This is a genomic window from Dryocola sharpae (assembly GCF_051307055.1).
In the GTDB taxonomy this organism is placed as follows: Bacteria; Pseudomonadota; Gammaproteobacteria; order Enterobacterales; family Enterobacteriaceae; genus Dryocola.
Genome location: NZ_CP149994.1, coordinates 4,175,020 through 4,196,117, shown reverse-complemented (window position 1 = coordinate 4,196,117; position 21,098 = coordinate 4,175,020). Strand labels below are relative to the sequence as shown.

Sequence of the window (21,098 nt, the reverse complement as noted above, 5' to 3'; positions counted from 1 at the left end):
GCTTCGCTACAATGGCGAATAAATTGCCTGTTGCAGAGATAACATCGTGCCGTTACTTATCATCACCACCATTCTGTGGGCCTTCTCCTTTAGCCTGATAGGCGAATACCTTGCCGGACATGTCGACAGCTATTTCTCGGTGCTGATGCGCGTGGGGCTGGCGGCGCTGGTATTCCTGCCGTTTTTACGTTTTAAAGGCTACAGCCTGAAAACGCTGCTGCTCTATATGCTGGTGGGAGCGCTACAGCTGGGCGTGATGTACCTGTTTAGCTTCCAGGCTTATCTCTATCTTACGGTATCGGAATTCCTGCTGTTTACGGTGCTTACGCCGCTCTATATCACGCTGATTTATGATTTGCTCAGCCGCAGGCCGCTGCGCTGGGGCTATGCGTTAAGCGCCGGGCTGGCGGTGGTTGGCGCGGCGATTATCCGCTACGACAAAGTCAGCGATCACTTCTGGACCGGCCTGCTGCTGGTGCAGGCGGCCAACCTCTGCTTTGCGATCGGCATGGTGGGTTACAAACGCCTGATGGAAACCCGTCCGATGCCGCAGAAGTGCGCCTTCTCCTGGTTTTACCTTGGAGCGGCAGTGGTGGCGGTGAGCGCCTGGTTTGTATTAGGTAATCCGCAAAAGCTGCCAACGACGAACCTGCAATGGGGAATTCTGGTCTGGCTGGGCGTGGTGGCTTCCGGGCTTGGCTACTTCATGTGGAACTACGGGGCGACGCAGGTGGATGCCGGTACGCTCGGCATCATGAATAACGTGCACGTTCCCGCAGGGCTGCTGGTTAACCTTGCCATCTGGCAGGAGCAGCCTCACTGGCCGAGCTTTATTATTGGTGGGACGGTAATAATGGCCTCGCTATGGGTGCATCGCCATTGGGTCGCTCCGCGTTCCGCACAAACGGAAGATGCGCGCAGGCGTGTGAGCGCGTCGAGCGAATAAACGCTTCCGTCACCGGCTGACGCTGCTCGCCATCGCGCACGGCGGCGTACAGCCGGCTCCACAATCCTTCGCCCAGGGTTTTGGTCACCACCAGGCCCTGGCGCTCAAAACTCTCCACTACCCAGTGCGGCAGCGCGGCAATCCCCATGCGCGCCGATACCATCTGAATCAGCAGCAGCGTGTTATCGACGCTTTTCAGCGATGGGCTAACCCCGGCAGGCTGCAGGAAATGCCGCCAGATATCCAGTCGGCTACGCTGCACCGGATAAATCAGCAACGTTTCGCTGCTTAAATCTTCCGGCACAATGTGCGCTTTGCCCGCCAGCGGGTGATCGGCCGCCAGCACCAGGCGTACTTCAAAATCGAACATCGGCGAATAGTGCAGACCGCTGCGCGGCAGGATGTCGGAGGTCAGCACGATATCCAGCTCGCTTTGTTGCAGCGCGGGCTGCGGATCGAACGTTACGCCTGATTTGAAATCGAGATCGACCTGCGGCCAGTGCTGATGGAAATTCTCAAGCGCCGGCGTCAGCCACTGGATGCAGCTATGGCATTCAATGGCGATACGAAGCGTGGCCTGATGCGGCTCGTTACAGGCCTGCAGCGCGCGGCTAATCTGCGGCAGCACCTGCTCAGCAAGCTGCAGCAGGATTTCCCCCTGCGGCGTAAAGCGCAGCGGCTGGCTTTTTCGAACAAACAGGCGGAACCCGAGCCGCTGCTCCAGATCGCTGAACTGATGAGAGAGAGCCGATTGGGTCTGATGCAACGAGGCGGCAGCGGCGGCTAAAGAGCCGCAGTTACGTAACGCCTGGAGCGTCCGCAGGTGTTTTATCTCGATCATGAAAGTCCTTCACTTCGCCATGAACAAATTGCGCTTGAGGAATATACAGTACCTGCGGATTATGGATGTGTAAACATCTGGACGTCTAAATCCAATGTCTTTCGAATTTATGGTGCGTTGGTTTCACTCGCTTATACCGATTACTTACTTATGTAAGCTCCCGGAGATAAGCGAGCTTACCGCGTAACCCGGCTGAAGCCTCGCCCCGCTGGGGCCAGCCTACGGCTGTTCAAAAACGCTTATCGCGTGTTTGTCCCTGAATCCGAAATCCATCTGGATTAATCTAAAAAATAAAGAGGCGATAACATGACAATCCGTAATCATACCCTCGGTTTTCCTCGCGTTGGCCTGCGTCGCGAACTGAAAAAAGCGCAGGAAAGCTACTGGGCGGGCAATATAGCTCAGGAAGAATTACTGGCGGTGGGCCGCGAGCTGCGCGCCCGTCACTGGGAACAGCAAAAACAGGCGGGCGTTGAGCTGCTGCCGGTTGGCGACTTTGCATGGTACGACCACGTTCTGACCACCAGCCTGCTGCTTGGCAACGTGCCGGCTCGTCATCAGAATGCGGACGGCAGCGTCGACCTGGATACCTTATTCCGTATTGGCCGCGGCCGTGCGCCAACGGGCGAGCCCGCCGCCGCCGCTGAAATGACCAAATGGTTTAACACCAACTATCACTACATGGTGCCGGAATTTACTAAAGGCCAGCAGTTCAGGCTGAGCTGGACACAGCTTCTGGATGAAGTCGATGAAGCGCTCGCTCTTGGCCATAACGTAAAACCCGTGCTGCTCGGGCCGGTAACTTATCTGTGGCTGGGTAAAGTGAAGGGCGAACAGTTCGATCGTCTCAGCCTGCTGAATGAGATTCTGCCGGTTTATCAGCAGGTCCTGGCAGAGCTGGCGAAACGCGGCATCGAGTGGGTGCAAATCGATGAGCCTGCGCTGGTGCTGGAACTGCCGCAGGCGTGGCTGGATGCGTTCAAACCAGCGTACGACGCGCTGGCCGGCAACGTAAAACTGCTGCTGACCACCTATTTTGAAGGCGTAACGCCGAATCTGAATACCATTACCGCGCTGCCGGTACAGGGGCTGCACGTTGATTTCGTCCACGGTAAAGATGATATCAACGCGTTGCATCAGCAGCTGCCCGCCGGCTGGCTGCTCTCTGCCGGCGTGATCAACGGCCGTAACGTCTGGCGCGCCGATCTGACGGAAAAATACGCCCAGCTTAAAGACCTGGCTGGCAAACGTGACCTGTGGGTGGCCTCTTCTTGCTCTCTGCTGCACAGCCCAATCGACCTGAGCGTGGAAACGCGTCTTGATGCAGAGGTGAAGAGCTGGTTCGCCTTCGCCCTGCAAAAGTGCGCCGAACTGGCGCTGCTGACGGAGGCGCTGAACAGCGGTAAAACGGAAAAGCTGGCCGAATGGAGCGCTCCGATTCAGGCTCGTCGCCATTCTCAGCGTGTGCATAACGCCGCGGTGGAAAAACGTCTGGCCGCCATTACCGCGCAGGACAGCCAGCGCCAGAGCGATTATGTCGCCCGCGCCAGGGCTCAGCGTCAGCGCTTTAATCTGCCCGCCTGGCCGACCACGACCATTGGCTCATTCCCACAAACCACTGAAATTCGCGGCCTGCGCCTGGATTTCAAAAAAGGGAATCTGGATGCCGTTAATTACCGCACCGGTATTGCCGGACACATCAAGCAGGCGATTGTCGAGCAGGAGCGTTTAGGCCTGGACGTGCTGGTGCACGGCGAAGCCGAACGTAACGACATGGTGGAATACTTCGGCGAAAACCTGGACGGCTTCGTCTTTACCCAGAACGGCTGGGTGCAGAGCTACGGCTCCCGCTGCGTGAAACCGCCGGTTGTAATCGGCGATATCAGCCGCCCGCAGCCTATTACCGTGGAGTGGGCGAAGTATGCGCAGTCCCTGACCGATAAACCGGTAAAAGGCATGCTGACCGGGCCTGTGACAATCCTGTGCTGGTCGTTCCCGCGTGAAGATGTGAGCCGCGAAACCATCGCTAAGCAAATCGCCCTGGCGCTGCGCGACGAAGTGGCGGATCTGGAAGCGGCAGGTATCGGCATCATCCAGATTGATGAGCCAGCCCTGCGTGAAGGCTTACCGCTGCGCCAGTCCGACTGGCAGGCTTATCTGGAGTGGGGCGTGGAAGCCTTCCGCCTGAACGCCGCCGTGGTGCGCGACGACACGCAGATCCACACCCACATGTGTTACTGCGAATTTAACGACATCATGGATTCAATTGCGGCGCTGGACGCGGATGTGATTACCATCGAAACCTCCCGCTCCGATATGGACCTGCTGGAGTCGTTCAAAGAGTTCGACTATCCAAATGAAATCGGGCCGGGCGTGTATGACATTCACTCCCCGAACGTACCGAGCGTGGAATGGATTGAAGCATTACTGAAGAAAGCGGCGGAGTCTGTTCCGGCCGAGCGCCTGTGGGTCAACCCGGACTGCGGCCTGAAAACCCGCGGCTGGCCGGAAACCCGCCAGGCGCTGGCGAACATGGTGAAGGCTGCGCAGAACTTGCGCAGCGCTTAAAAAACCAGGCCCCTCATTTTGAGGGGCCTTTTTTTACTTCCTGGCGCCATAACGCTCAAACCACGTCAGCATTCTCTGCCAGCCATCTTTCGCCGACTCTTCATGATAGCTCGGACGATAGTCAGCGTTAAACGCGTGGCCCGCTTCCGGGTAAACGATGATTTCAGCGGTGGCATTCGCCGCGCGCAGCGCCTGGCGCATCGTTTCCACCGTATCCTGCGGAATGCCCGTATCCTGCTCGCCGTACAGGCCCAGCACAGGGGCGTTGAGGTTCACGGCAATGTCCACGGGATGGTACGGTGAATTCAGCGTTTTTTCGCCCACCAGTTTGCCATACCAGGCGACGGCGGCTTTAAGCTGCGGATTATGTGCGGCATACAGCCAGGCGATACGACCGCCCCAGCAGAACCCGGTAATCATCAGGCGATGCGCGTTTCCACCGTTGCGGGCAGCCCAGTTGGCGACATGATCGAGATCTGCCAGCACCTGCGCATCGGGCACCTTTGAGACCAGCCCGCTAAACAGCGTAGGAATATCTGTAAAATCGTTGGGGTCGCCCTGACGAAAATAGAGCTCTGGCGCGATAGCCAGATAGCCTTCCAGCGCCAGACGGCGGCAGATATCGCGGATATGTTCATGTACGCCAAAGATCTCCTGTACCACAATCACTACCGGCAGAGGGCCCGGGGCATCTTTTGGACGTGCATGCCAGGCAGGCATATTTTCTCCCTGAGTCGGGATAGAGGTTTCGCCTGCCTGAATTGAATCATCCGGGGTATGTATAACGGTGGCGGCGGGCGGCTCTGCCACCGGTGCGAAACGTCCGCCCGACGTATTAGATGTTGGTTGCTCTTCTTTCATTGGCATTCTCCGTACCAGCATTAGCGCAGTGTGATAACTATAGCCAGGATTAGTAGCATCTCTGGTTTGCAAAAAACGCCCTTTGCGCCTGATAGCTGACCATTAAGCGCCTGTTATGTGATAGGCATCACTAATGGAGTTGAAATATATGTAATTTGCTTTATTCAAAGTGAGGTTCATCACGAAATTATGCCCAGGGGTTCTGTAAAGTACCGCTTTGCGGCACAAGCCAATCCTACTCAACAGAGGAGTCTGTTATGTCCAAGTCTGATGTTTTTCATCTCGGCCTTACTAAAAACGATCTGCAGGGGGCCACGCTTGCTATCGTCCCGGGCGATCCGGAGCGAGTTGAAAAGATCGCCGTGCTAATGGATAAGCCGGTTAAACTGGCTGCCCACCGTGAATTCACCACCTGGCGCGCTGAGCTAGACGGCAAAGCCGTTATCGTTTGCTCCACCGGCATCGGCGGGCCGTCAACGTCTATTGCGGTAGAAGAGCTGGCGCAGCTGGGCATTCGTACTTTCCTGCGTATCGGTACTACCGGCGCGATCCAGCCGCATATCAGCGTCGGCGATGTGCTGGTCACCACGGCTTCGGTACGTCTTGACGGCGCCAGTCTGCACTTTGCGCCAATGGAGTTCCCGGCCGTTGCGGACTTTGCCTGCACCACCGCGCTGGTTGAAGCGGCGAAATCCATCGGCGCGACCACGCACGTTGGCGTGACGGCTTCTTCCGACACCTTCTATCCGGGCCAGGAACGCTACGACACCTTCTCAGGCCGCGTAGTGAGCCGCTTTAAAGGTTCCATGGAAGAGTGGCAGCAGATGGGCGTGATGAACTATGAAATGGAATCCGCTACGCTGCTGACCATGTGCGCAAGCCAGGGCCTGCGCGCCGGTATGGTTGCCGGCGTGATTGTGAACCGCACCCAGCAAGAAATTCCTGACGCCGAGACCATGAAGCAGACTGAAAGTCATGCGGTGAAAATCGTTGTGGAAGCGGCTCGTCGTCTGATCTAGCCCTGCCAAAGCCGGTGCAAACCGGCTTAATTTTTACGCTTTGCGTAACGCCTCGCAGGAAATCCCTTTTAATCTGGACATTTATACAGCAGAATTTTATTTTGCTGGGGTTTGGCATGGGCTGCAGGAGGCGTAGTGGATATCTCAATATTATTCGGGCTGGGGATTGTTCTGGTCGGTGTGCTGACCGGCTGGCTGCTGGCAAGCTTGCGTGCGGCGCAGCAAAAGTCCCAGTTACATGAAGAGCAAAGAGAAATCTACGGCGAGCTTACCGCGGCCAGGCAGGATTTGCTGCAACAGCAGTACTGGAAGGAAGAGTGCGAGCAGCTTAATCGCGAATTGCGTACCCAGCTTGAAATTAACAGCACCCAGGAAGCCGATCTCCGCGAGCTAACCACGCTGCTGGAACAGACTCGCCTGCACGCCGAAGATAAGCATCGCCAGATGATGAACAGCGAGCAACGGCTGAGCGAGCAGTTTGAAAACCTCGCCAACCGTATTTTTGAGCAAAGCGGCCGCAAAGTCGAAGAGCAGAACCGCCAGAGCCTGAACGGCCTCCTTATGCCGCTGCGAGAGCAGCTGGATGGCTTCCGCCGCCAGGTGCAGGACAGCTTTGGCCAGGAAGCTCGCGAACGCCATACCCTCACGCATGAAATCCGTAATCTTCAGCAGCTCAATGCGCAAATGGCGCAGGAAGCCCTCAATCTCACCAGGGCGCTGAAGGGCGACAATAAAACCCAGGGCAACTGGGGTGAAGTCGTGCTGACCCGCGTGCTGGAGGCATCAGGCTTAAGGGAAGGACACGAATACCAGACGCAGGTAAACATTCAGCTCGAAAACAACAGCCGGATGCAGCCTGATGTCATTGTCCGCCTGCCGCAGGGCAAGGACGTGGTTATCGATGCCAAAATGACGCTGGTGGCCTATGAGCGACATTACAACGGCGACGATGAGCTATCCCGTGAAAGCGCGCTTAATGAACATATCGCCGCCGTTCGCAATCATATCCGCATGCTAAGCCGTAAAGACTACCAGCAGCTTCCGGGCCTGCGCTCCCTTGACTATGTCCTGATGTTTATCCCCATCGAACCGGCTTTTCTGCTGGCCGTTGACCGCCAGCCTGAACTCATCAGCGAAGCGCTGAGAAATAATATTATGCTCGTCAGCCCAACCACGCTGCTGGTCGCGCTGCGGACCATTGCCAATTTGTGGCGTTATGAGCATCAAAGCCGTAATGCACAGCAAATTGCCGAACGTGCGGGTCGTCTGTATGACAAAATGAGGCTCTTCGTCGATGACATGTCCGCTATCGGACAGAGCCTGGATAAAGCTCAGGATAACTACCGGCAGGCCATGAAAAAACTCGCCTCCGGGCGCGGCAATATCCTCGTACAGGCCGATGCGTTTCGTGAGCTGGGCGTGGAGGTAAAACGTGAGATTAATCCAGATTTAGTCGAGCAGGCGCGGCAGGAAGATGAAGATAATGCGGCGAGAACGGGTCATAAAGACGACGAAGAAACGTGCCGACACAACGGCTTAGATGAGCGACGAATCGTTGGCGAGCGGCAGGCTTAGGTTTTGCCAGCAGGCTATGAATCATAGGGCTTTAGCGCCCATTCTGTTACACTTCATGAACCTTTTTTTGATAAGCAGGCATTGAGATGGTTGACGAATCCCAGGAAACAACTCACTTTGGCTTCCGCACCGTAGCGAAAGAACAGAAAGCCGATATGGTGGCTCATGTGTTCCACTCCGTGGCCGCAAAATATGATGTCATGAACGATCTGATGTCGTTTGGTATTCACCGTATCTGGAAGCGTTTTACCATCGACTGCAGCGGCGTGCGCCGTGGGCAGCGAGTACTGGATCTCGCCGGGGGAACGGGCGATCTGACGGCTAAGTTCTCTCGCCTGGTAGGCGAAACAGGTGAAGTTGTGCTGGCGGATATTAACGATTCAATGCTGAAAATGGGGCGTGAAAAGCTGCGCAACATCGGCGTTATCGGCAATGTGAAGTACGTCCAGGCGAATGCGGAAGCGCTGCCTTTCCCGGATAACACCTTCGACTGCATCACTATCTCTTTTGGTCTGCGTAACGTTACCGATAAAGAAAAAGCGCTGCGCTCCATGTACCGCGTGCTGAAGCCGGGCGGCCGCTTGCTGGTGCTGGAATTCTCCAAACCTGTTATCGATCCGCTCAGCAAAGCTTACGACGCCTATTCTTTCCATATTCTGCCGCGCATCGGCGAAATGGTGGCGCAGGATGCAGAAAGCTACCGTTACCTGGCGGAATCCATCCGTATGCATCCCGATCAGGAGACCCTGAAAGCGATGATGGAAGACGCGGGCTTCGAAAACACCACCTACTATAATCTGACCGCCGGGATTGTTGCCCTGCACCGCGGCTACAAATTCTGACCGGGGGCTGCTGATGCCATTTACACCGCTAGTGACTGCCGGACTCGAAAGCGTCCTCAATACTTTTTTGTGGCGTGACCGCGGGCTGAAAGCTGCTCGCCAGCGCCTGCTGGGCAAAGTATTGCGCGTTGAGCTAAAAGAGTTCTCCGCGCCCCTGGTGCTGGTCTTTAGCGAACAGCAGCTTGACGTGCTGGGCGAGTGGGAGGGCGAAGCGGACTGCCGCGTCATCACGCGTCTGGCTGTACTACCAAAATTGCGCGACAGGCAGCAGCTCACGGCGCTTATCCGCAGCGGCGAACTTGAAGTGCAGGGCGACCTGCAGGTGGTACAAAACTGGGTTGCCCTGATGGATCTGGCCGAGTTTGATCCGGCAGAGCTCCTGGCACCTTATATCGGTGATATCGCGGCGGAAGGCCTCAGCAAAATGATTCGCGGCGGCGGCAAGCTTCTCAGGAGAGGGTTTGAACGCAATCAGCAATACCTCGCCGAAGCGATCACCGAAGAGTGGCGTATGGCGCCGGGCCCGCTGGAAGTGGCATGGTTTGCCGAAGAAACGGCGGCCGCTGAACGCGCGGCTGATGCCTTAAGCGCGCGGCTGGACAAGCTGGAGGGCAAATGACGCCAGGAGAAATTCGTCGTCTCTATTTCATCGTTCGTACCTTCCTCAGTTATGGCCTGGATGAACTTATTCCCCGGCTTCGGATCACGCTGCCGCTACGCATCTGGCGGCGCACGCTATTCTGGATGCCAAACCGCCATAAAGACAGAGAACTGGGTGAACGCTTACGCCTCGCGCTGCAGGAACTGGGGCCGGTGTGGATCAAGTTTGGTCAGATGATGTCCACGCGTCGCGATCTCTTCCCGCCGCTGATAGCCGATCAGCTGGCGATGTTGCAGGATCGCGTAGCGCCCTTCGATGGCGTACTGGCCAAAAAACAAATCGAACAGGCGATGGGCGGTATTCCCATTGAAACCTGGTTCGACGATTTTGACGTCAAGCCGCTTGCCTCGGCTTCTATCGCGCAGGTCCATACCGCTCGTCTGAAAGAAAACGGCCGCGAAGTGGTGATTAAAGTTATCCGCCCGGATATTTTGCCCGTCATCAAAGCCGACATGAAACTGATTTACCGGCTGGCGCGCTGGCTTCCCCGGCTGCTGCCGGATGGGCGTCGTCTGCGTCCGCTGGAGGTGGTGCGCGAGTATGAGAAATCTTTGATCGATGAGCTGAATTTGCTGCGTGAAGCGGCGAACGCCATCCAGCTACGACGCAACTTCGAAAACAGCCCGATGCTCTACGTCCCGGAGGTCTATTCGGATTACTGTAGCGAAGACATGATGGTGATGGAGCGCATATACGGGGTTCCCGTCTCGGATATCCCGACGCTGGAAAGCCAGGGCACCAACATGAAGCTTCTGGCCGAACGCGGGGTGCAGGTTTTCTTCACTCAGGTCTTCCGCGACAGTTTCTTCCATGCCGATATGCACCCGGGCAATATATTTGTCAGCTACGAGCATCCGGAAGATCCTCAGTATATCGGTATCGACTGCGGCATCGTCGGCTCGCTGAATAAAGAGGATAAGCGCTATCTGGCTGAGAACTTCATCGCCTTCTTTAACCGGGATTATCGTAAAGTCGCCGAGCTGCACGTAGATTCAGGCTGGGTTCCGCCGGACACCAATGTCGAAGAGTTTGAGTTCGCTATTCGTACCGTTTGCGAGCCGATTTTTGAAAAACCGCTGGCGGATATCTCCTTTGGGCACGTGCTGTTGAACCTCTTTAATACGGCGCGTCGCTTTAATATGGAAGTGCAGCCGCAGCTGGTTTTACTGCAGAAGACGCTCTTATACGTCGAGGGCGTTGGAAGACAGCTTTATCCCCAGCTTGATTTATGGAAAACCGCCAAGCCTTTCCTGGAAAACTGGATCAAAGATCAGGTTGGCATTCCTGCCCTGATTCGCTCTTTTAAAGAAAAAGCGCCGTTCTGGGTAGAAAAAATGCCGGAGCTTCCGGAACTGGTGTACGACAGTTTGCGCCAGGGCAAGTATTTACAGCACAGCATTGATAAAATTCAACGCGACCTGCACCAGCACCATGTGCGGCAGGGGCAGTCACGCTATCTGTTCGGCATCGGGGCTACGCTTATTTTAAGCGGGACTTTACTGCTGATAAACAAACCGGAGTGGGAATTTATGCCCGCCTGGTTGATGGCCGCAGGCATCGTGGTCTGGCTGATTGGCTGGCGGCGCTCTGCCTGAAATATCATCGTCATTAACAGGCGCGTGCCGTATAATAACGGGCGTTATACATACATCGAGTGATTTGAGGCAATAACATGGGTGGTATCAGTATCTGGCAATTAGTGATTATTGCCGTCATCGTCGTTCTTCTGTTTGGTACTAAAAAGCTGGGTTCTATCGGTTCCGATCTGGGCGCGTCTATCAAAGGCTTCAAGAAAGCCATGAACGATGATGAGCCTAAAGAAAAAGATCGGTCTGTTCAGGACGCTGACTTTACCGCGAAAAACCTGGCGGATAAGCAACCAGGCGACGTGAAAAAAGAAGACGCAAAGAGCAACGATAAAGAGCAGGTGTAAACCGTGTTCGATATTGGTTTTAGCGAGCTGCTGCTGGTCTTTGTAATTGGCCTGGTTGTTCTGGGGCCGCAACGTCTGCCGGTGGCCGTCAAAACGGTTGTTGGCTGGATCCGTGCGCTGCGTTCGCTGGCCGCGACGGTGCAAAATGAGCTGGCTCAGGAACTAAAGATTCAGGAGCTGCAGGACAGCCTGAAAAAGGTTGAAAAGGCGAGCATAGATCACCTGACGCCGGAGCTGAAAGCCTCCATGGATGAGCTGCGTCAGGCTGCGGAATCGATGAAGCGTTCCTATACGCAGGATGCTGAAAAGGAGAGCGATGAGGCGCACACCATCCACAATCCGCTGGTGAAAAACGAGCAGGACAGCCACGAAGGCGTTACGCCTGCGGCGGCGGCTCATCAGGCGAGCGCGCCCGACCAGGTTCCGGAAACGGAAGTAATACAGGCCGCCGAGCCTCCAGCCGCAATCTCCCGGCCTCAGGTAAAACCTGCACCGGAGCCTGTTTCCGCCCCGACTCCTCCTCAACCTTCAAGTGATAAAAAGTAAACATGGCCGTTGAAGATACCCAACCGCTCATCACTCATCTGATTGAGCTGCGCAAGCGACTGTTAAACAGCATTATCGCTGTGCTGGTGATTTTTCTGGCGCTGGTTTATTTCGCTAACGACATTTACCAGATCGTATCGGCACCGCTGATAAAACAGATGCCGACAGGCTCAACGATGATAGCCACCGACGTGGCGTCGCCTTTCTTTACGCCGATTAAGCTGACGATTTACGTTTCGGTCTTTCTGTCGGCACCCGTCATTCTTTATCAGATCTGGGCGTTTATCGCGCCGGCGTTGTATAAACACGAGCGCAAGCTGGTTACGCCTTTGCTGATATCCAGCTCTTTGCTGTTCTATATCGGTATCGCTTTTGCTTATTTTATCGTTTTCCCGCTGGCATTTGGTTTTCTGACAAAAACCGCGCCGACGGGCGTGGTAATGTCTACCGACATCAGCAAGTATCTCGACTTTGTCATGACGTTGTTTATGGCGTTCGGGGTCGCGTTTGAGGTGCCGGTTGCCATCATCCTGCTGTGCTGGATGGGGGTGACAACCCCTGATGCGTTAAAAAAGAAGCGTCCCTATATCTTCGTCGGTGCCTTCGTGGTGGGTATGCTGCTAACGCCGCCGGACATCTTCTCGCAAACGCTGCTGGCTATTCCAATGTACTGTCTGTTTGAAGTTGGCGTGTTCTTCTCCCGCTACTATGTCGGCAAAGGCCGCAGAGATATGGAAGAGGCTGAAGAAGATGACCACTCAGAAAGTAAGACTTGATTACAGGCCGCCCGTCAGGGCGGTCGTCGTCTGGAACGTTATATGTTTGATATCGGCGTCAATTTAACCAGTTCGCAGTTCGCCAAAGATCACGCTGAGGTGGTGTTGCGCGCGCAGCAGGCGGGCGTTAGCGGCATGCTGCTTACCGGAACCAACCTCCACGAGAGCCAGCAAGCCCTCGCGATGGCGCAAAAATACGCTGGTTGTTGGTCTACTGCAGGCGTGCATCCTCACGATGCAAGCCAGTGGGAAGCGGCAACCGCAGAAGCCATTATTCAGCTTGCCGGCGCTTCAGAAGTGGTCGCCATCGGTGAATGTGGCCTCGATTTCAACCGCAACTTTTCAACGCCCGCCGAGCAGGAGCGCGCTTTTAGCGCTCAACTGGCGCTGGCAGCCGATTTGGTGATGCCGGTGTTTCTCCACTGTCGCGAAGCCCATGAGCGCTTTATCGCCCTGCTTGACCCATGGCTGGATAAACTACCGGGCGTGGTACTGCACTGTTTTACCGGTACGCAAGCTGAAGCGCGCGAGTGCCTTGCCCGCGGGCTGTTTATTGGTATTACCGGCTGGGTGTGCGACGAACGTCGTGGCCTGGCGCTGCGCGAGCTGCTGCCGCTTATTCCTGCCCAGCAGCTGCTGCTGGAAACCGATGCTCCCTACTTGTTACCGCGGGATCTTAAACCCAAACCTGCGACCCGGCGGAACGAACCCTGTTACTTGCCCCATATCCTCAATCAGGTGGCCCACTGGCGCGGAGAAGATCCCGCCTGGCTTGCGCAAGCAACGGATGACAATGCCCGCCGTTTATTCCGGCTGGCCTAAATCAGGAGAAAATAAATGAGCTATGCATTTCCCGGAACCTTTCCCGGCCGTCGTATGCGCCGTGTCCGTCGCCACGATTTCAGTCGCCGCCTGGTGGCAGAAAACCAGCTAACGGTTAACGACCTGATTTATCCAGTGTTTGTTATGGAAGGTCAGAATCGCCAGGAAGAGGTGGCGTCGATGCCGGGTGTTTATCGCATGACTATCGACCTGTTGCTGAAAGAAGCCGAGGCCGTTGCAAAACTGGGCGTTCCCGTTCTCTCTTTATTCCCGGTGATTGAAAGCGCGGGCAAATCGCTCCATGCCGAAGAGGCTTATAACCCGAACGGGCTGGTACAGCGCACCGTGCGTGCCCTGAAAGATGCGGTACCAGAGTTAGGTTTACTGACTGACGTTGCGCTCGATCCGTACACCACCCACGGTCAGGACGGCGTCATTGACGAGGAAGGCTACGTTATCAATGACGTCACCCGTGAGATTCTGGTGCGTCAGGCGCTTTCCCATGCGGAAGCAGGGGCAGAAATCATCGCGCCAAGTGATATGATGGACGGCCGCATCGGCGCTATCCGCGACCAGCTCGAAGCCGATGGTCTGGTGAATACGCAGATTATGTCTTACGCGGCGAAATACGCCTCCTGCTATTACGGCCCGTTCCGCGACGCGATCGGCTCATCCGGCAATCTGAAAGGCGGCAACAAAAAAACCTATCAGATGGATCCTGCTAACGGTGATGAAGCACTACAGGAAGTCGCGCAGGATCTTCAGGAAGGGGCGGATATGGTGATGGTGAAACCAGGTATGCCGTATCTGGATGTGATTCATCGCGTGAAGGAAACCTTTGGCGTACCGACTTTTGCCTACCAGGTTTCTGGCGAGTACGCGATGCATATGGCGGCAATTCAGAACGGCTGGCTGGCAGAAAAACCGGCCATTATGGAATCTTTGCTGTGCTTTAAGCGTGCCGGCGCCGACGGCGTGCTGACGTATTTCTCTAAGCGTGTCGCCCAGTGGCTGCACGACGAACAGATGCAGCGCTAGCGGCAAATTTGTCAGCAACCTAAGGCCAGCAATCGCTGGCCCTTCTTTAGCTTTACACCTTTCTGAAGTCCGTATTCTTTACGCTCTGTCTTACCTGTTTATTCAGCAGATTAAGCAAAAGCATCGAGCGCGCCTCTCCGTCCGGCTCGCTGAATATCGCTTCCAGCCCTTCGAACGCTCCTTCGGTAATCACTACGCTATCGCCTGGATAAGGCGTTTCCGGATCGGTGACATTTTCCGGATGGTAGTTGGCTAGCCGATCGATGACATCATCCGGCACGTTGGCAGGCTGTGAACCAAAGCGGACAAAATGACTTACGCCGCGGGTGGAGTTGACCGTGGTGGTGTGGATACTTTCCGGATCGAACTTCACGAACATATAGTTCGGGAACAGAGGTTCACTGACTGCAGTTCGCTTGCCACGCACCATTTTTTCCAGCGTGATCATCGGGGTGAGACAGTTTACCGCCTGGCGCTCAAGATGTTCTTGCGCCCGCAGCAGCTGACCTCGTTTGCAGTACAGAAGATACCAGGATTCCATAATTTCTCATCTCACCTCATTGAGCGCGCAAGAATAACAAAAGGTCGAACCCAGAGATAGCCAGCACAAGTATAACCAATCGTCATCCGATAACCGGCAGAGCTATTACCAGTTTTTAACAAAAATACAGCATGGTGTGGATGAAGTCCGTATAATGACCGCTATTCTCCGGGCCTGGATTAATTGCATGAAATACCACGACCTACGCGACTTTATGACGCTGCTTGAGCAGCGCGGCGAGCTAAAACGTATCGCTTTGCCTGTCGATCCGCATCTGGAAATGACTGAAATTGCCGATCGTACCCTGCGGGCTAATGGCCCGGCGCTGCTGTTCGAAAACCCAAAGGGTTACAGCATGCCGGTGCTGTGCAACCTGTTTGGCACGCCGAAGCGAGTTGCGATGGGAATGGGGCAGGAAGATGTGTCCGCCCTGCGTGAAGTGGGTAAGTTACTGGCCTTTCTGAAAGAACCTGAGCCGCCAAAAGGGTTCCGCGACCTGTTCGATAAACTCCCGCAGTTTAAACAGGTATTGAATATGCCGACCAAAAGGCTGCGCGGTGCGCCTTGCCAGGAAAAAATCCTGGAAGGCGAGCAGGTTGATTTAAACCGTATTCCCATTATGCAGTGCTGGCCGGAAGACGCCGCCCCGCTGATCACCTGGGGCCTGACCGTCACCCGCGGCCCGCATAAGGAACGGCAGAATCTTGGCATCTATCGTCAGCAGCTCATCGGCAAGAATAAACTCATCATGCGCTGGCTGTCGCACCGCGGCGGCGCGCTGGATTTCCAGGAGTGGTGCGCTGCGCATCCGGGCGAACGCTTCCCGGTTTCTGTGGCGCTGGGTGCCGACCCGGCAACCATTCTCGGCGCCGTTACTCCCGTGCCGGATACGCTTTCCGAGTATGCTTTCGCCGGTCTGCTGCGCGGGACCAAAACGGAGGTCGTGAAATGTATTTCTAACGATCTCGAAGTGCCTGCCAGCGCGGAAATCGTGCTGGAAGGTTATATCGAACCGGGTGAAATGGCGCCGGAAGGGCCCTATGGCGACCATACGGGATACTACAATGAAGTAGATGATTTCCCGGTCTTTACCGTGACCCATATTACCCAGCGTGAAGATGCGATTTATCACAGCACCTATACCGGCCGTCCACCGGATGAGCCAGCGGTGCTGGGTGTGGCCCTAAATGAAGTCTTCGTGCCGATTCTGCAAAAGCAGTTCCCGGAAATCGTCGATTTTTATCTGCCGCCGGAAGGGTGTTCGTATCGCCTTGCGGTCGTGACCATTAAGAAGCAGTACGCCGGACACGCCAAACGCGTGATGATGGGCGTCTGGTCATTCCTGCGGCAGTTTATGTATACCAAGTTTGTCATCGTGTGCGATGACGACGTCAACGCGCGTGACTGGAACGATGTTATCTGGGCCATCACTACGCGTATGGATCCGGCGCGTGATACCGTACTGGTAGAGAACACGCCGATCGATTACCTGGATTTTGCCTCGCCGGTTTCCGGCCTTGGTTCAAAAATGGGACTGGATGCCACCAATAAATGGCCAGGCGAAACCCAGCGCGAGTGGGGGCGTCCTATCAAAAAAGATGCGGAAGTCTGCGCGCGTATAGACGCAATCTGGGATGAGCTGGCTATTTTCGATAAGGGTAAAGAGGCCTGAGGGGCGATTTTTACCGTTTAGCATTATTGACCCGACAGAGGGGACGCATGACAACCTTAAGCTGTAAAGTGACCTCGGTAGAAGCGATAACGGATACGGTATATCGCGTTCGATTGCTGCCGGAAACAGATTTCTCTTTTCAGGCCGGACAGTATCTGATGGTGGTGATGGATGAGCGTGATAAGCGCCCGTTCTCCATGGCATCCACGCCGAGCGAGCATGAGTTTATTGAGCTGCACATCGGTGCCTCAGAACTCAATCTGTACGCGATGGCCGTAATGGACCGTATTCTGAAGGAAAAAGAAATCGTTGTGGATATTCCGCACGGCGACGCTTGGCTGCGCGAAGATGAAGATCGTCCGCTGATTCTGATTGCGGGCGGCACGGGGTTCTCGTACGCGCGCTCGATTCTGTTGACGGCGCTGGCACGTAATCCGCAGCGTGAAATTGCTATTTACTGGGGCGGCCGCGAAGAGAAGCATCTCTACGATTTGCCCGAGCTGGAAGCGCTTTCGGTGAAGCATGAGAATCTGCGGGTGGAAGCGGTAGTCGAACAGCCGGAAGAAGGCTGGCGCGGGCGCAACGGCACCGTGTTAACCGCGGTGTTGCAGGATTACGGTTCGCTCGCCGGGCATGATATTTACATCGCCGGGCGCTTTGAAATGGCGAAGATCGCACGCGACCTGTTCTGCAATGAACGTGGCGCAAACGTCGATCGTATGTTTGGCGATGCTTTCGCGTTTATTTGATGGCGAAACCCTGAACATAAGCCACCGCATCGTCGGTGGTTTTGCCTTTCTGCGGGACAGGAAATAAAAAGCCCGCCCCTGACAGGCGGGAAAAACGGCAACTAAACTCTGCGAAATAGCTTTTCTTCTGCCTGAAGTTTCGTAGGGCGGGTAAGCGACATGCTACCCGCCGGAACCTGTAGAAGGTGGAGGGCGCTTACGCTTATCCACCCTACAAATCTGTGAACCTTCCTGCCGTTAAACGCGTTCTATAACGGTGGCGATCCCCTGACCCAGTCCGATGCACATAGTGGCGAGGCCGAACTGCGCATCGCGGCGTTCCATCAGGTTGAGCAGCGTGGTGCTGATGCGAGCGCCGGAGCAGCCTAGCGGGTGGCCCAGCGCGATGGCCCCGCCGTTCAGGTTAATCTTCTCGTCGATCTGCTCCATCAGCCCCAGATCCTTAATGCACGGCAGGATCTGCGCGGCAAAAGCTTCGTTCATTTCAAACAGGTCGATATCGGCAGGCGTCAGGCCCGCTTTCTTCAGCGCCATTTTCGAAGCCGGAACCGGGCCGTAACCCATAATCGACGGATCGCAGCCAACCACCGCCATTGAGCGAATGCGGGCACGGATTGTCAGGCCCAGCTCTTTAGCGCGTGATTCGCTCATCAGCAACATGGCTGCGGCCCCGTCAGAGAGCGCCGAAGAGGTGCCTGCGGTGACCGTTCCGTTAACCGGATCGAACGCCGGTTTCAGCGAAGCGAGACCTTCGACGGTGGTTTCCGGACGGATGACCTCGTCGTAATCAAAGCGCTTAAGCACGCCGTCGGCATCGTGGCCGCTGGTGGCGACGATTTCGTTTTTGAAATGCCCGGCTTCGGTTGCAGCCCACGCGCGCTGATGCGAACGCGCGGCAAACCGATCCTGCATTTCACGGCTGATGCCGTGCATGCGCGCCAGCATTTCGGCGGTCAGACCCATCATACCGGCAGCTTTGGCTACGTTGCGGCTCAGGCCGGGATGGAAGTCGACGCCGTGGCTCATTGGCACGTGACCCATATGTTCCACGCCGCCGATCAGGCAGGCATGCGCATCGCCGGTTTGGATCATGCGGGCCGCGTCGTGCAATGCCTGCATGGAAGAACCGCATAAACGGTTCACCGTAACTGCAGGTACAGAGTGCGGGATTTCAGCCAGCAACGAGGCATTACGGGCAATATTAAAGCCCTGCTCCAGCGTTTGCTGTACGCAGCCCCAGTAGATATCGTCCAGCGCGGCTGCTTCCAGCGCTGGATTACGGGACAGAATGCTGCGCATCAGGTGAGCAGAAAGATCCTCCGCACGCACGTTGCGAAACGCGCCGCCTTTAGAGCGGCCCATCGGGGTGCGGATGGCATCGACAATTACAACCTTTTCCATAATCACTCCTCAGGCGCTTTTCAGATCGCCGGCCGGGCGCGCAGGCTCAACCGGTGGATAGTAAGGTTCGTTACGGGACGCTTTTGCACGCAGGCCATCCGGCACCTGATAGAGCGGGCCGAGATGCTCGTACCGCTGAGCCATATCGAGATATTTCGCGCTGCCAATGGTGTCTAACCAGCGGAAAGCGCCGCCGTGGAACGGTGGGAACCCCAGGCCGTAAACCAGAGCCATATCCGCTTCTGCTGGGCTGGCAATAACGCCTTCTTCCAGGCAGCGCACCACTTCGTTGACCATCGGGATCATCATGCGGGCGATAATCTCTTCGTCGCTGAAGTTCTGGCGTGCTTTGCTGACATCGGCCAGCAGCGTGTCGGTAGATTCATCCTGCTCTTTGCGCGGCTTGCCCTTGCTGTCTTCTTTATAGCGATAGAAGCCCTGCTGAGTTTTCTGACCATAGCGGCCCGCGTCGAACATCGCGTCTACGGCATCGCGATAATCCTTCCGCATGCGCTGCGGGAAACCGGCCGCCATCACCGCCTGAGCGTGGTGCGCGGTATCAATGCCCACCACGTCCAGCAGATATGCCGGGCCCATCGGCCAGCCAAACTGTTTCTCCATCACTTTATCGATCTGGCGGAAATCCGCGCCGTCGCGCATTAGCTGGCTGAAGCCCGCGAAGTACGGGAACAGAACGCGGTTTACGAAGAATCCAGGGCAGTCGTTTACCACGATCGGCGTTTTGCCCATCTTGCTTGCCCATGCGACAACTTTTGCGATGGTCTGCTCAGAAGTTTTCTCGCCGCGAATCACTTCCACCAGCGGCATGCGGTGCACCGGGTTGAAGAAGTGCATGCCGCAGAAGTTTTCCGGACGCTTCAGGCTGTTTGCCAGTTCGCTGATTGGAATGGTCGAGGTGTTTGACGCCAGCACCGCGTCCTCACGTACTTTATCTTCCACTTCCGCCAGCACGGCTTTTTTCACTTTCGGGTTTTCGACAACGGCCTCAACGACAACGTCAACGCGTTCGAAGCCGGCGTAATCAAGGGTTGGATGGATAGTGGCAATCACGCCGGCCAGCTTCATGCCGTCGATTTTGCCGCGCTCAAGCTGCTTGTTGAGCAGTTTGCTGGCCTCAGAAATGCCTAACGCCAGCGACTTCTCGTTTATATCCTTCATTAATACCGGTACGCCTTTCCAGGCGGACTGGTAAGCAATGCCGCCGCCCATGATCCCGGCGCCGAGCACGGCAGCCTGGCGCGGGGTTTCGGTATTTTTGGTCAGTTTTTTCGCCTGGGCTTTAACATACTGGTCGTTCAGGAAAATCCCGACCAGCGCCCGGGCCTCATTGGATCGCGCCAGCGGCACAAAACTTTGGGTTTCAAGCTGTAATGCTTCGTCACGACCAAGCCCTGCCGCGGCCTCGATGGTTTTTACCGCCGTCATCGGAGCAGGGTAGTGTTTGCCCGCGATCTGCATCACCATGCCTTTGGCGATGGTAAAGCTCATGGTCGCTTCGATTTTGCTTAAGCGCAGCGGCGCAAGTTTTGGCGCACGCTTCGCTTTCCAGTCCAGATCGCCCCTGATGGCCTGACGCAGCACCGCCAGCGCGCCTTCACGCAGCTTTTCGGTTTTTACCACGCCGTCGACCAGGCCGATTTTTTGCGCCTCTGCTGCGCTCACATCTTTACCGGCGGTAATAATTTCCAGCGCGCTATCCGCACCGAGCAGGCGCGGCAGACGTACAGAACCGCCGAAGCCCGGCATGATGCCCAGTTTGGTTTCCGGCAGGCCAATGCGGGCCTCCGGCGAAGCCAGGCGATAATCGGTTGCCAGCACGCATTCGCATCCGCCGCCCAGCGCATAGCCATTTACGGCGGCGATGGTTGGAACGGGTAAATCCTCCAGGCGGTTAAAGACGCTGTTGGCGAACTGTAACCAGTTAGTCAGCTGCTCCGCAGGGACGAGGAACAATGACAGGAATTCGGTAATATCAGCCCCGACGATAAACGCCGCTTTGTTTGAGCTGAGCAGCAGCCCTTTCAGGCCGGGCTGCTTTTCCAGCACGTCGAGCGCGTGACCGAGGCTGGCAACGGTCGCCGTGTCGAGTTTGTTGACCGAACCGGGCGCATCGAACACCAGTTCGGCGATGCCATCTTCCAGCCAGTCGAGATGTAGGGTTTCGCCTTGGTAGAGCATGTCAGTCTCCTGAATCCAGCAATGGGATCTGGTCGTACCAGATGGAAGGGAGTGTGGAATTGATGTTAATGAAATGCAAACAGGTCATTAAATATTTGCAAAGACGAT

Annotated in this window: 19 protein-coding genes; 14 read left to right on the top strand and 5 right to left on the bottom strand. The window is 55.9% G+C overall.

From position 1 onward, the window contains the following. The first annotated feature begins 46 nt into the window (after positions 1–46). Complete coding sequence (locus WLO31_RS20005; RefSeq protein ID WP_435928257.1) at positions 47–946, top strand: carboxylate/amino acid/amine transporter; 900 nt, start codon at positions 47–49, stop codon at positions 944–946. Here the strand turns inward: WLO31_RS20005 and metR are convergent. Continuing rightward, complete coding sequence (gene metR / locus WLO31_RS20000) at positions 834–1,787, bottom strand: HTH-type transcriptional regulator MetR (protein WP_435928256.1); 954 nt, start codon at positions 1,785–1,787, stop codon at positions 834–836. The two genes, WLO31_RS20005 and metR, sit on opposite strands and share 113 nt — an antisense overlap. 306 nt (positions 1,788–2,093) lie before the next feature. Between metR and metE the strand changes: the two genes are divergently transcribed. Beyond that, positions 2,094–4,355 carry a 5-methyltetrahydropteroyltriglutamate--homocysteine S-methyltransferase gene (metE, locus tag WLO31_RS19995; protein ID WP_435928255.1) on the top strand — a complete coding sequence of 754 codons (2,262 nt, stop codon included), beginning with the start codon at positions 2,094–2,096 and terminating at the stop codon, positions 4,353–4,355. A gap of 33 nt (positions 4,356–4,388) precedes the next feature. Here metE and WLO31_RS19990 read toward each other — a convergent pair whose 3' ends face one another. Next, on the bottom strand, positions 4,389–5,216 hold the full coding sequence (locus tag WLO31_RS19990) for a dienelactone hydrolase family protein (protein ID WP_435928254.1): 828 nt from the start codon (positions 5,214–5,216) through the stop codon (positions 4,389–4,391). A 257-nt stretch (positions 5,217–5,473) separates the two neighbouring features. Between WLO31_RS19990 and udp the strand changes: the two genes are divergently transcribed. The 10 genes from udp to hemB all read left to right on the top strand — a co-directional run bounded on the left by udp (position 5,474) and on the right by hemB (position 14,428). Further along, positions 5,474–6,235 carry a uridine phosphorylase gene (udp, locus tag WLO31_RS19985; protein ID WP_435928253.1) on the top strand — a complete coding sequence of 254 codons (762 nt, stop codon included), beginning with the start codon at positions 5,474–5,476 and terminating at the stop codon, positions 6,233–6,235. 135 nt (positions 6,236–6,370) lie between these two features. After that, positions 6,371–7,810, top strand: a complete 1,440-nt coding sequence (gene rmuC / locus WLO31_RS19980) for a DNA recombination protein RmuC (protein WP_435928252.1) — start codon at positions 6,371–6,373, stop codon at positions 7,808–7,810. 86 nt (positions 7,811–7,896) lie between these two features. Continuing rightward, positions 7,897–8,652 carry a bifunctional demethylmenaquinone methyltransferase/2-methoxy-6-polyprenyl-1,4-benzoquinol methylase UbiE gene (gene ubiE, locus WLO31_RS19975; protein WP_435928250.1) on the top strand — a complete coding sequence of 252 codons (756 nt, stop codon included), beginning with the start codon at positions 7,897–7,899 and terminating at the stop codon, positions 8,650–8,652. 13 nt (positions 8,653–8,665) lie between these two features. Next, a complete protein-coding gene (gene ubiJ / locus WLO31_RS19970) occupies positions 8,666–9,271 on the top strand; it encodes a ubiquinone biosynthesis protein UbiJ (protein WP_435928249.1) in 606 nt (201 codons plus the stop codon). Next, on the top strand, positions 9,268–10,908 hold the full coding sequence (gene ubiB, locus WLO31_RS19965; protein WP_435928248.1) for a ubiquinone biosynthesis regulatory protein kinase UbiB: 1,641 nt from the start codon (positions 9,268–9,270) through the stop codon (positions 10,906–10,908). Before ubiJ ends, ubiB begins: the two co-directional genes overlap by 4 nt. Before the next feature lie 77 nt (positions 10,909–10,985). Then, positions 10,986–11,246: a Sec-independent protein translocase subunit TatA gene (gene tatA, locus WLO31_RS19960; protein WP_435928247.1), complete on the top strand. Its 261-nt coding sequence runs from the start codon at positions 10,986–10,988 to the stop codon at positions 11,244–11,246. Positions 11,247–11,249: 3 nt separating this feature from the next. Next, positions 11,250–11,792, top strand: coding sequence for a Sec-independent protein translocase protein TatB (tatB, locus tag WLO31_RS19955; RefSeq protein WP_435928246.1), 543 nt, complete (start codon positions 11,250–11,252; stop codon positions 11,790–11,792). A gap of 2 nt (positions 11,793–11,794) precedes the next feature. Beyond that, positions 11,795–12,568 carry a Sec-independent protein translocase subunit TatC gene (gene tatC, locus WLO31_RS19950; RefSeq protein ID WP_435928245.1) on the top strand — a complete coding sequence of 258 codons (774 nt, stop codon included), beginning with the start codon at positions 11,795–11,797 and terminating at the stop codon, positions 12,566–12,568. A gap of 30 nt (positions 12,569–12,598) precedes the next feature. Continuing rightward, the gene (gene tatD, locus WLO31_RS19945) at positions 12,599–13,390 is read left to right on the top strand and encodes a 3'-5' ssDNA/RNA exonuclease TatD (RefSeq protein WP_435930677.1); all 792 of its coding nucleotides are present in this window, start codon (positions 12,599–12,601) and stop codon (positions 13,388–13,390) included. A 15-nt stretch (positions 13,391–13,405) separates the two neighbouring features. Next, positions 13,406–14,428, top strand: coding sequence for a porphobilinogen synthase (hemB, locus tag WLO31_RS19940; protein ID WP_435928243.1), 1,023 nt, complete (start codon positions 13,406–13,408; stop codon positions 14,426–14,428). Between the two features lie 52 nt (positions 14,429–14,480). On the opposite strand, the gene rfaH is transcribed toward hemB, so the two are convergent. Then, positions 14,481–14,969, bottom strand: coding sequence for a transcription/translation regulatory transformer protein RfaH (gene rfaH, locus WLO31_RS19935; RefSeq protein WP_435928242.1), 489 nt, complete (start codon positions 14,967–14,969; stop codon positions 14,481–14,483). 178 nt (positions 14,970–15,147) lie between these two features. Here rfaH and ubiD point away from each other — a divergent pair, with 178 nt between their 5' ends. Both ubiD and fre read left to right on the top strand, forming a co-directional pair. Further along, entirely contained in the window at positions 15,148–16,641 is a 1,494-nt protein-coding gene (gene ubiD, locus WLO31_RS19930) for a 4-hydroxy-3-polyprenylbenzoate decarboxylase (protein WP_435930676.1), read from the top strand. 47 nt (positions 16,642–16,688) lie between these two features. Continuing rightward, a complete protein-coding gene (gene fre / locus WLO31_RS19925; RefSeq protein WP_435928241.1) occupies positions 16,689–17,390 on the top strand; it encodes an NAD(P)H-flavin reductase in 702 nt (233 codons plus the stop codon). Positions 17,391–17,627: 237 nt separating this feature from the next. Here fre and fadA read toward each other — a convergent pair whose 3' ends face one another. Both fadA and fadB read right to left on the bottom strand, forming a co-directional pair. After that, positions 17,628–18,791: an acetyl-CoA C-acyltransferase FadA gene (gene fadA, locus WLO31_RS19920; RefSeq protein WP_435928240.1), complete on the bottom strand. Its 1,164-nt coding sequence runs from the start codon at positions 18,789–18,791 to the stop codon at positions 17,628–17,630. Positions 18,792–18,800: 9 nt separating this feature from the next. After that, the gene (gene fadB, locus WLO31_RS19915; RefSeq protein WP_435928239.1) at positions 18,801–20,990 is read right to left on the bottom strand and encodes a fatty acid oxidation complex subunit alpha FadB; all 2,190 of its coding nucleotides are present in this window, start codon (positions 20,988–20,990) and stop codon (positions 18,801–18,803) included. Positions 20,991–21,098 lie beyond the last annotated feature (108 nt).

Excerpts from the sequence above, each read along its gene's own strand:
- rfaH (WP_435928242.1), bottom strand. The coding sequence starts at position 14,969 with ATGGAATCCTGGTATCTTCTGTACTGCAAACGAGGTCAGCTGCTGCGG.
- hemB (WP_435928243.1), top strand. The coding sequence starts at position 13,406 with ATGAGCTATGCATTTCCCGGAACCTTTCCCGGCCGTCGTATGCGCCGT.
- fadA (WP_435928240.1), bottom strand. The coding sequence starts at position 18,791 with ATGGAAAAGGTTGTAATTGTCGATGCCATCCGCACCCCGATGGGCCGC.
- ubiJ (WP_435928249.1), top strand. The coding sequence starts at position 8,666 with ATGCCATTTACACCGCTAGTGACTGCCGGACTCGAAAGCGTCCTCAAT.
- fadB (WP_435928239.1), bottom strand. The coding sequence starts at position 20,990 with ATGCTCTACCAAGGCGAAACCCTACATCTCGACTGGCTGGAAGATGGC.
- metR (WP_435928256.1), bottom strand. The coding sequence starts at position 1,787 with ATGATCGAGATAAAACACCTGCGGACGCTCCAGGCGTTACGTAACTGC.
- tatC (WP_435928245.1), top strand. The coding sequence starts at position 11,795 with ATGGCCGTTGAAGATACCCAACCGCTCATCACTCATCTGATTGAGCTG.
- ubiB (WP_435928248.1), top strand. The coding sequence starts at position 9,268 with ATGACGCCAGGAGAAATTCGTCGTCTCTATTTCATCGTTCGTACCTTC.
- ubiE (WP_435928250.1), top strand. The coding sequence starts at position 7,897 with ATGGTTGACGAATCCCAGGAAACAACTCACTTTGGCTTCCGCACCGTA.
- udp (WP_435928253.1), top strand. The coding sequence starts at position 5,474 with ATGTCCAAGTCTGATGTTTTTCATCTCGGCCTTACTAAAAACGATCTG.
- fre (WP_435928241.1), top strand. The coding sequence starts at position 16,689 with ATGACAACCTTAAGCTGTAAAGTGACCTCGGTAGAAGCGATAACGGAT.
- metE (WP_435928255.1), top strand. The coding sequence starts at position 2,094 with ATGACAATCCGTAATCATACCCTCGGTTTTCCTCGCGTTGGCCTGCGT.
- tatA (WP_435928247.1), top strand. The coding sequence starts at position 10,986 with ATGGGTGGTATCAGTATCTGGCAATTAGTGATTATTGCCGTCATCGTC.
- WLO31_RS19990 (WP_435928254.1), bottom strand. The coding sequence starts at position 5,216 with ATGAAAGAAGAGCAACCAACATCTAATACGTCGGGCGGACGTTTCGCA.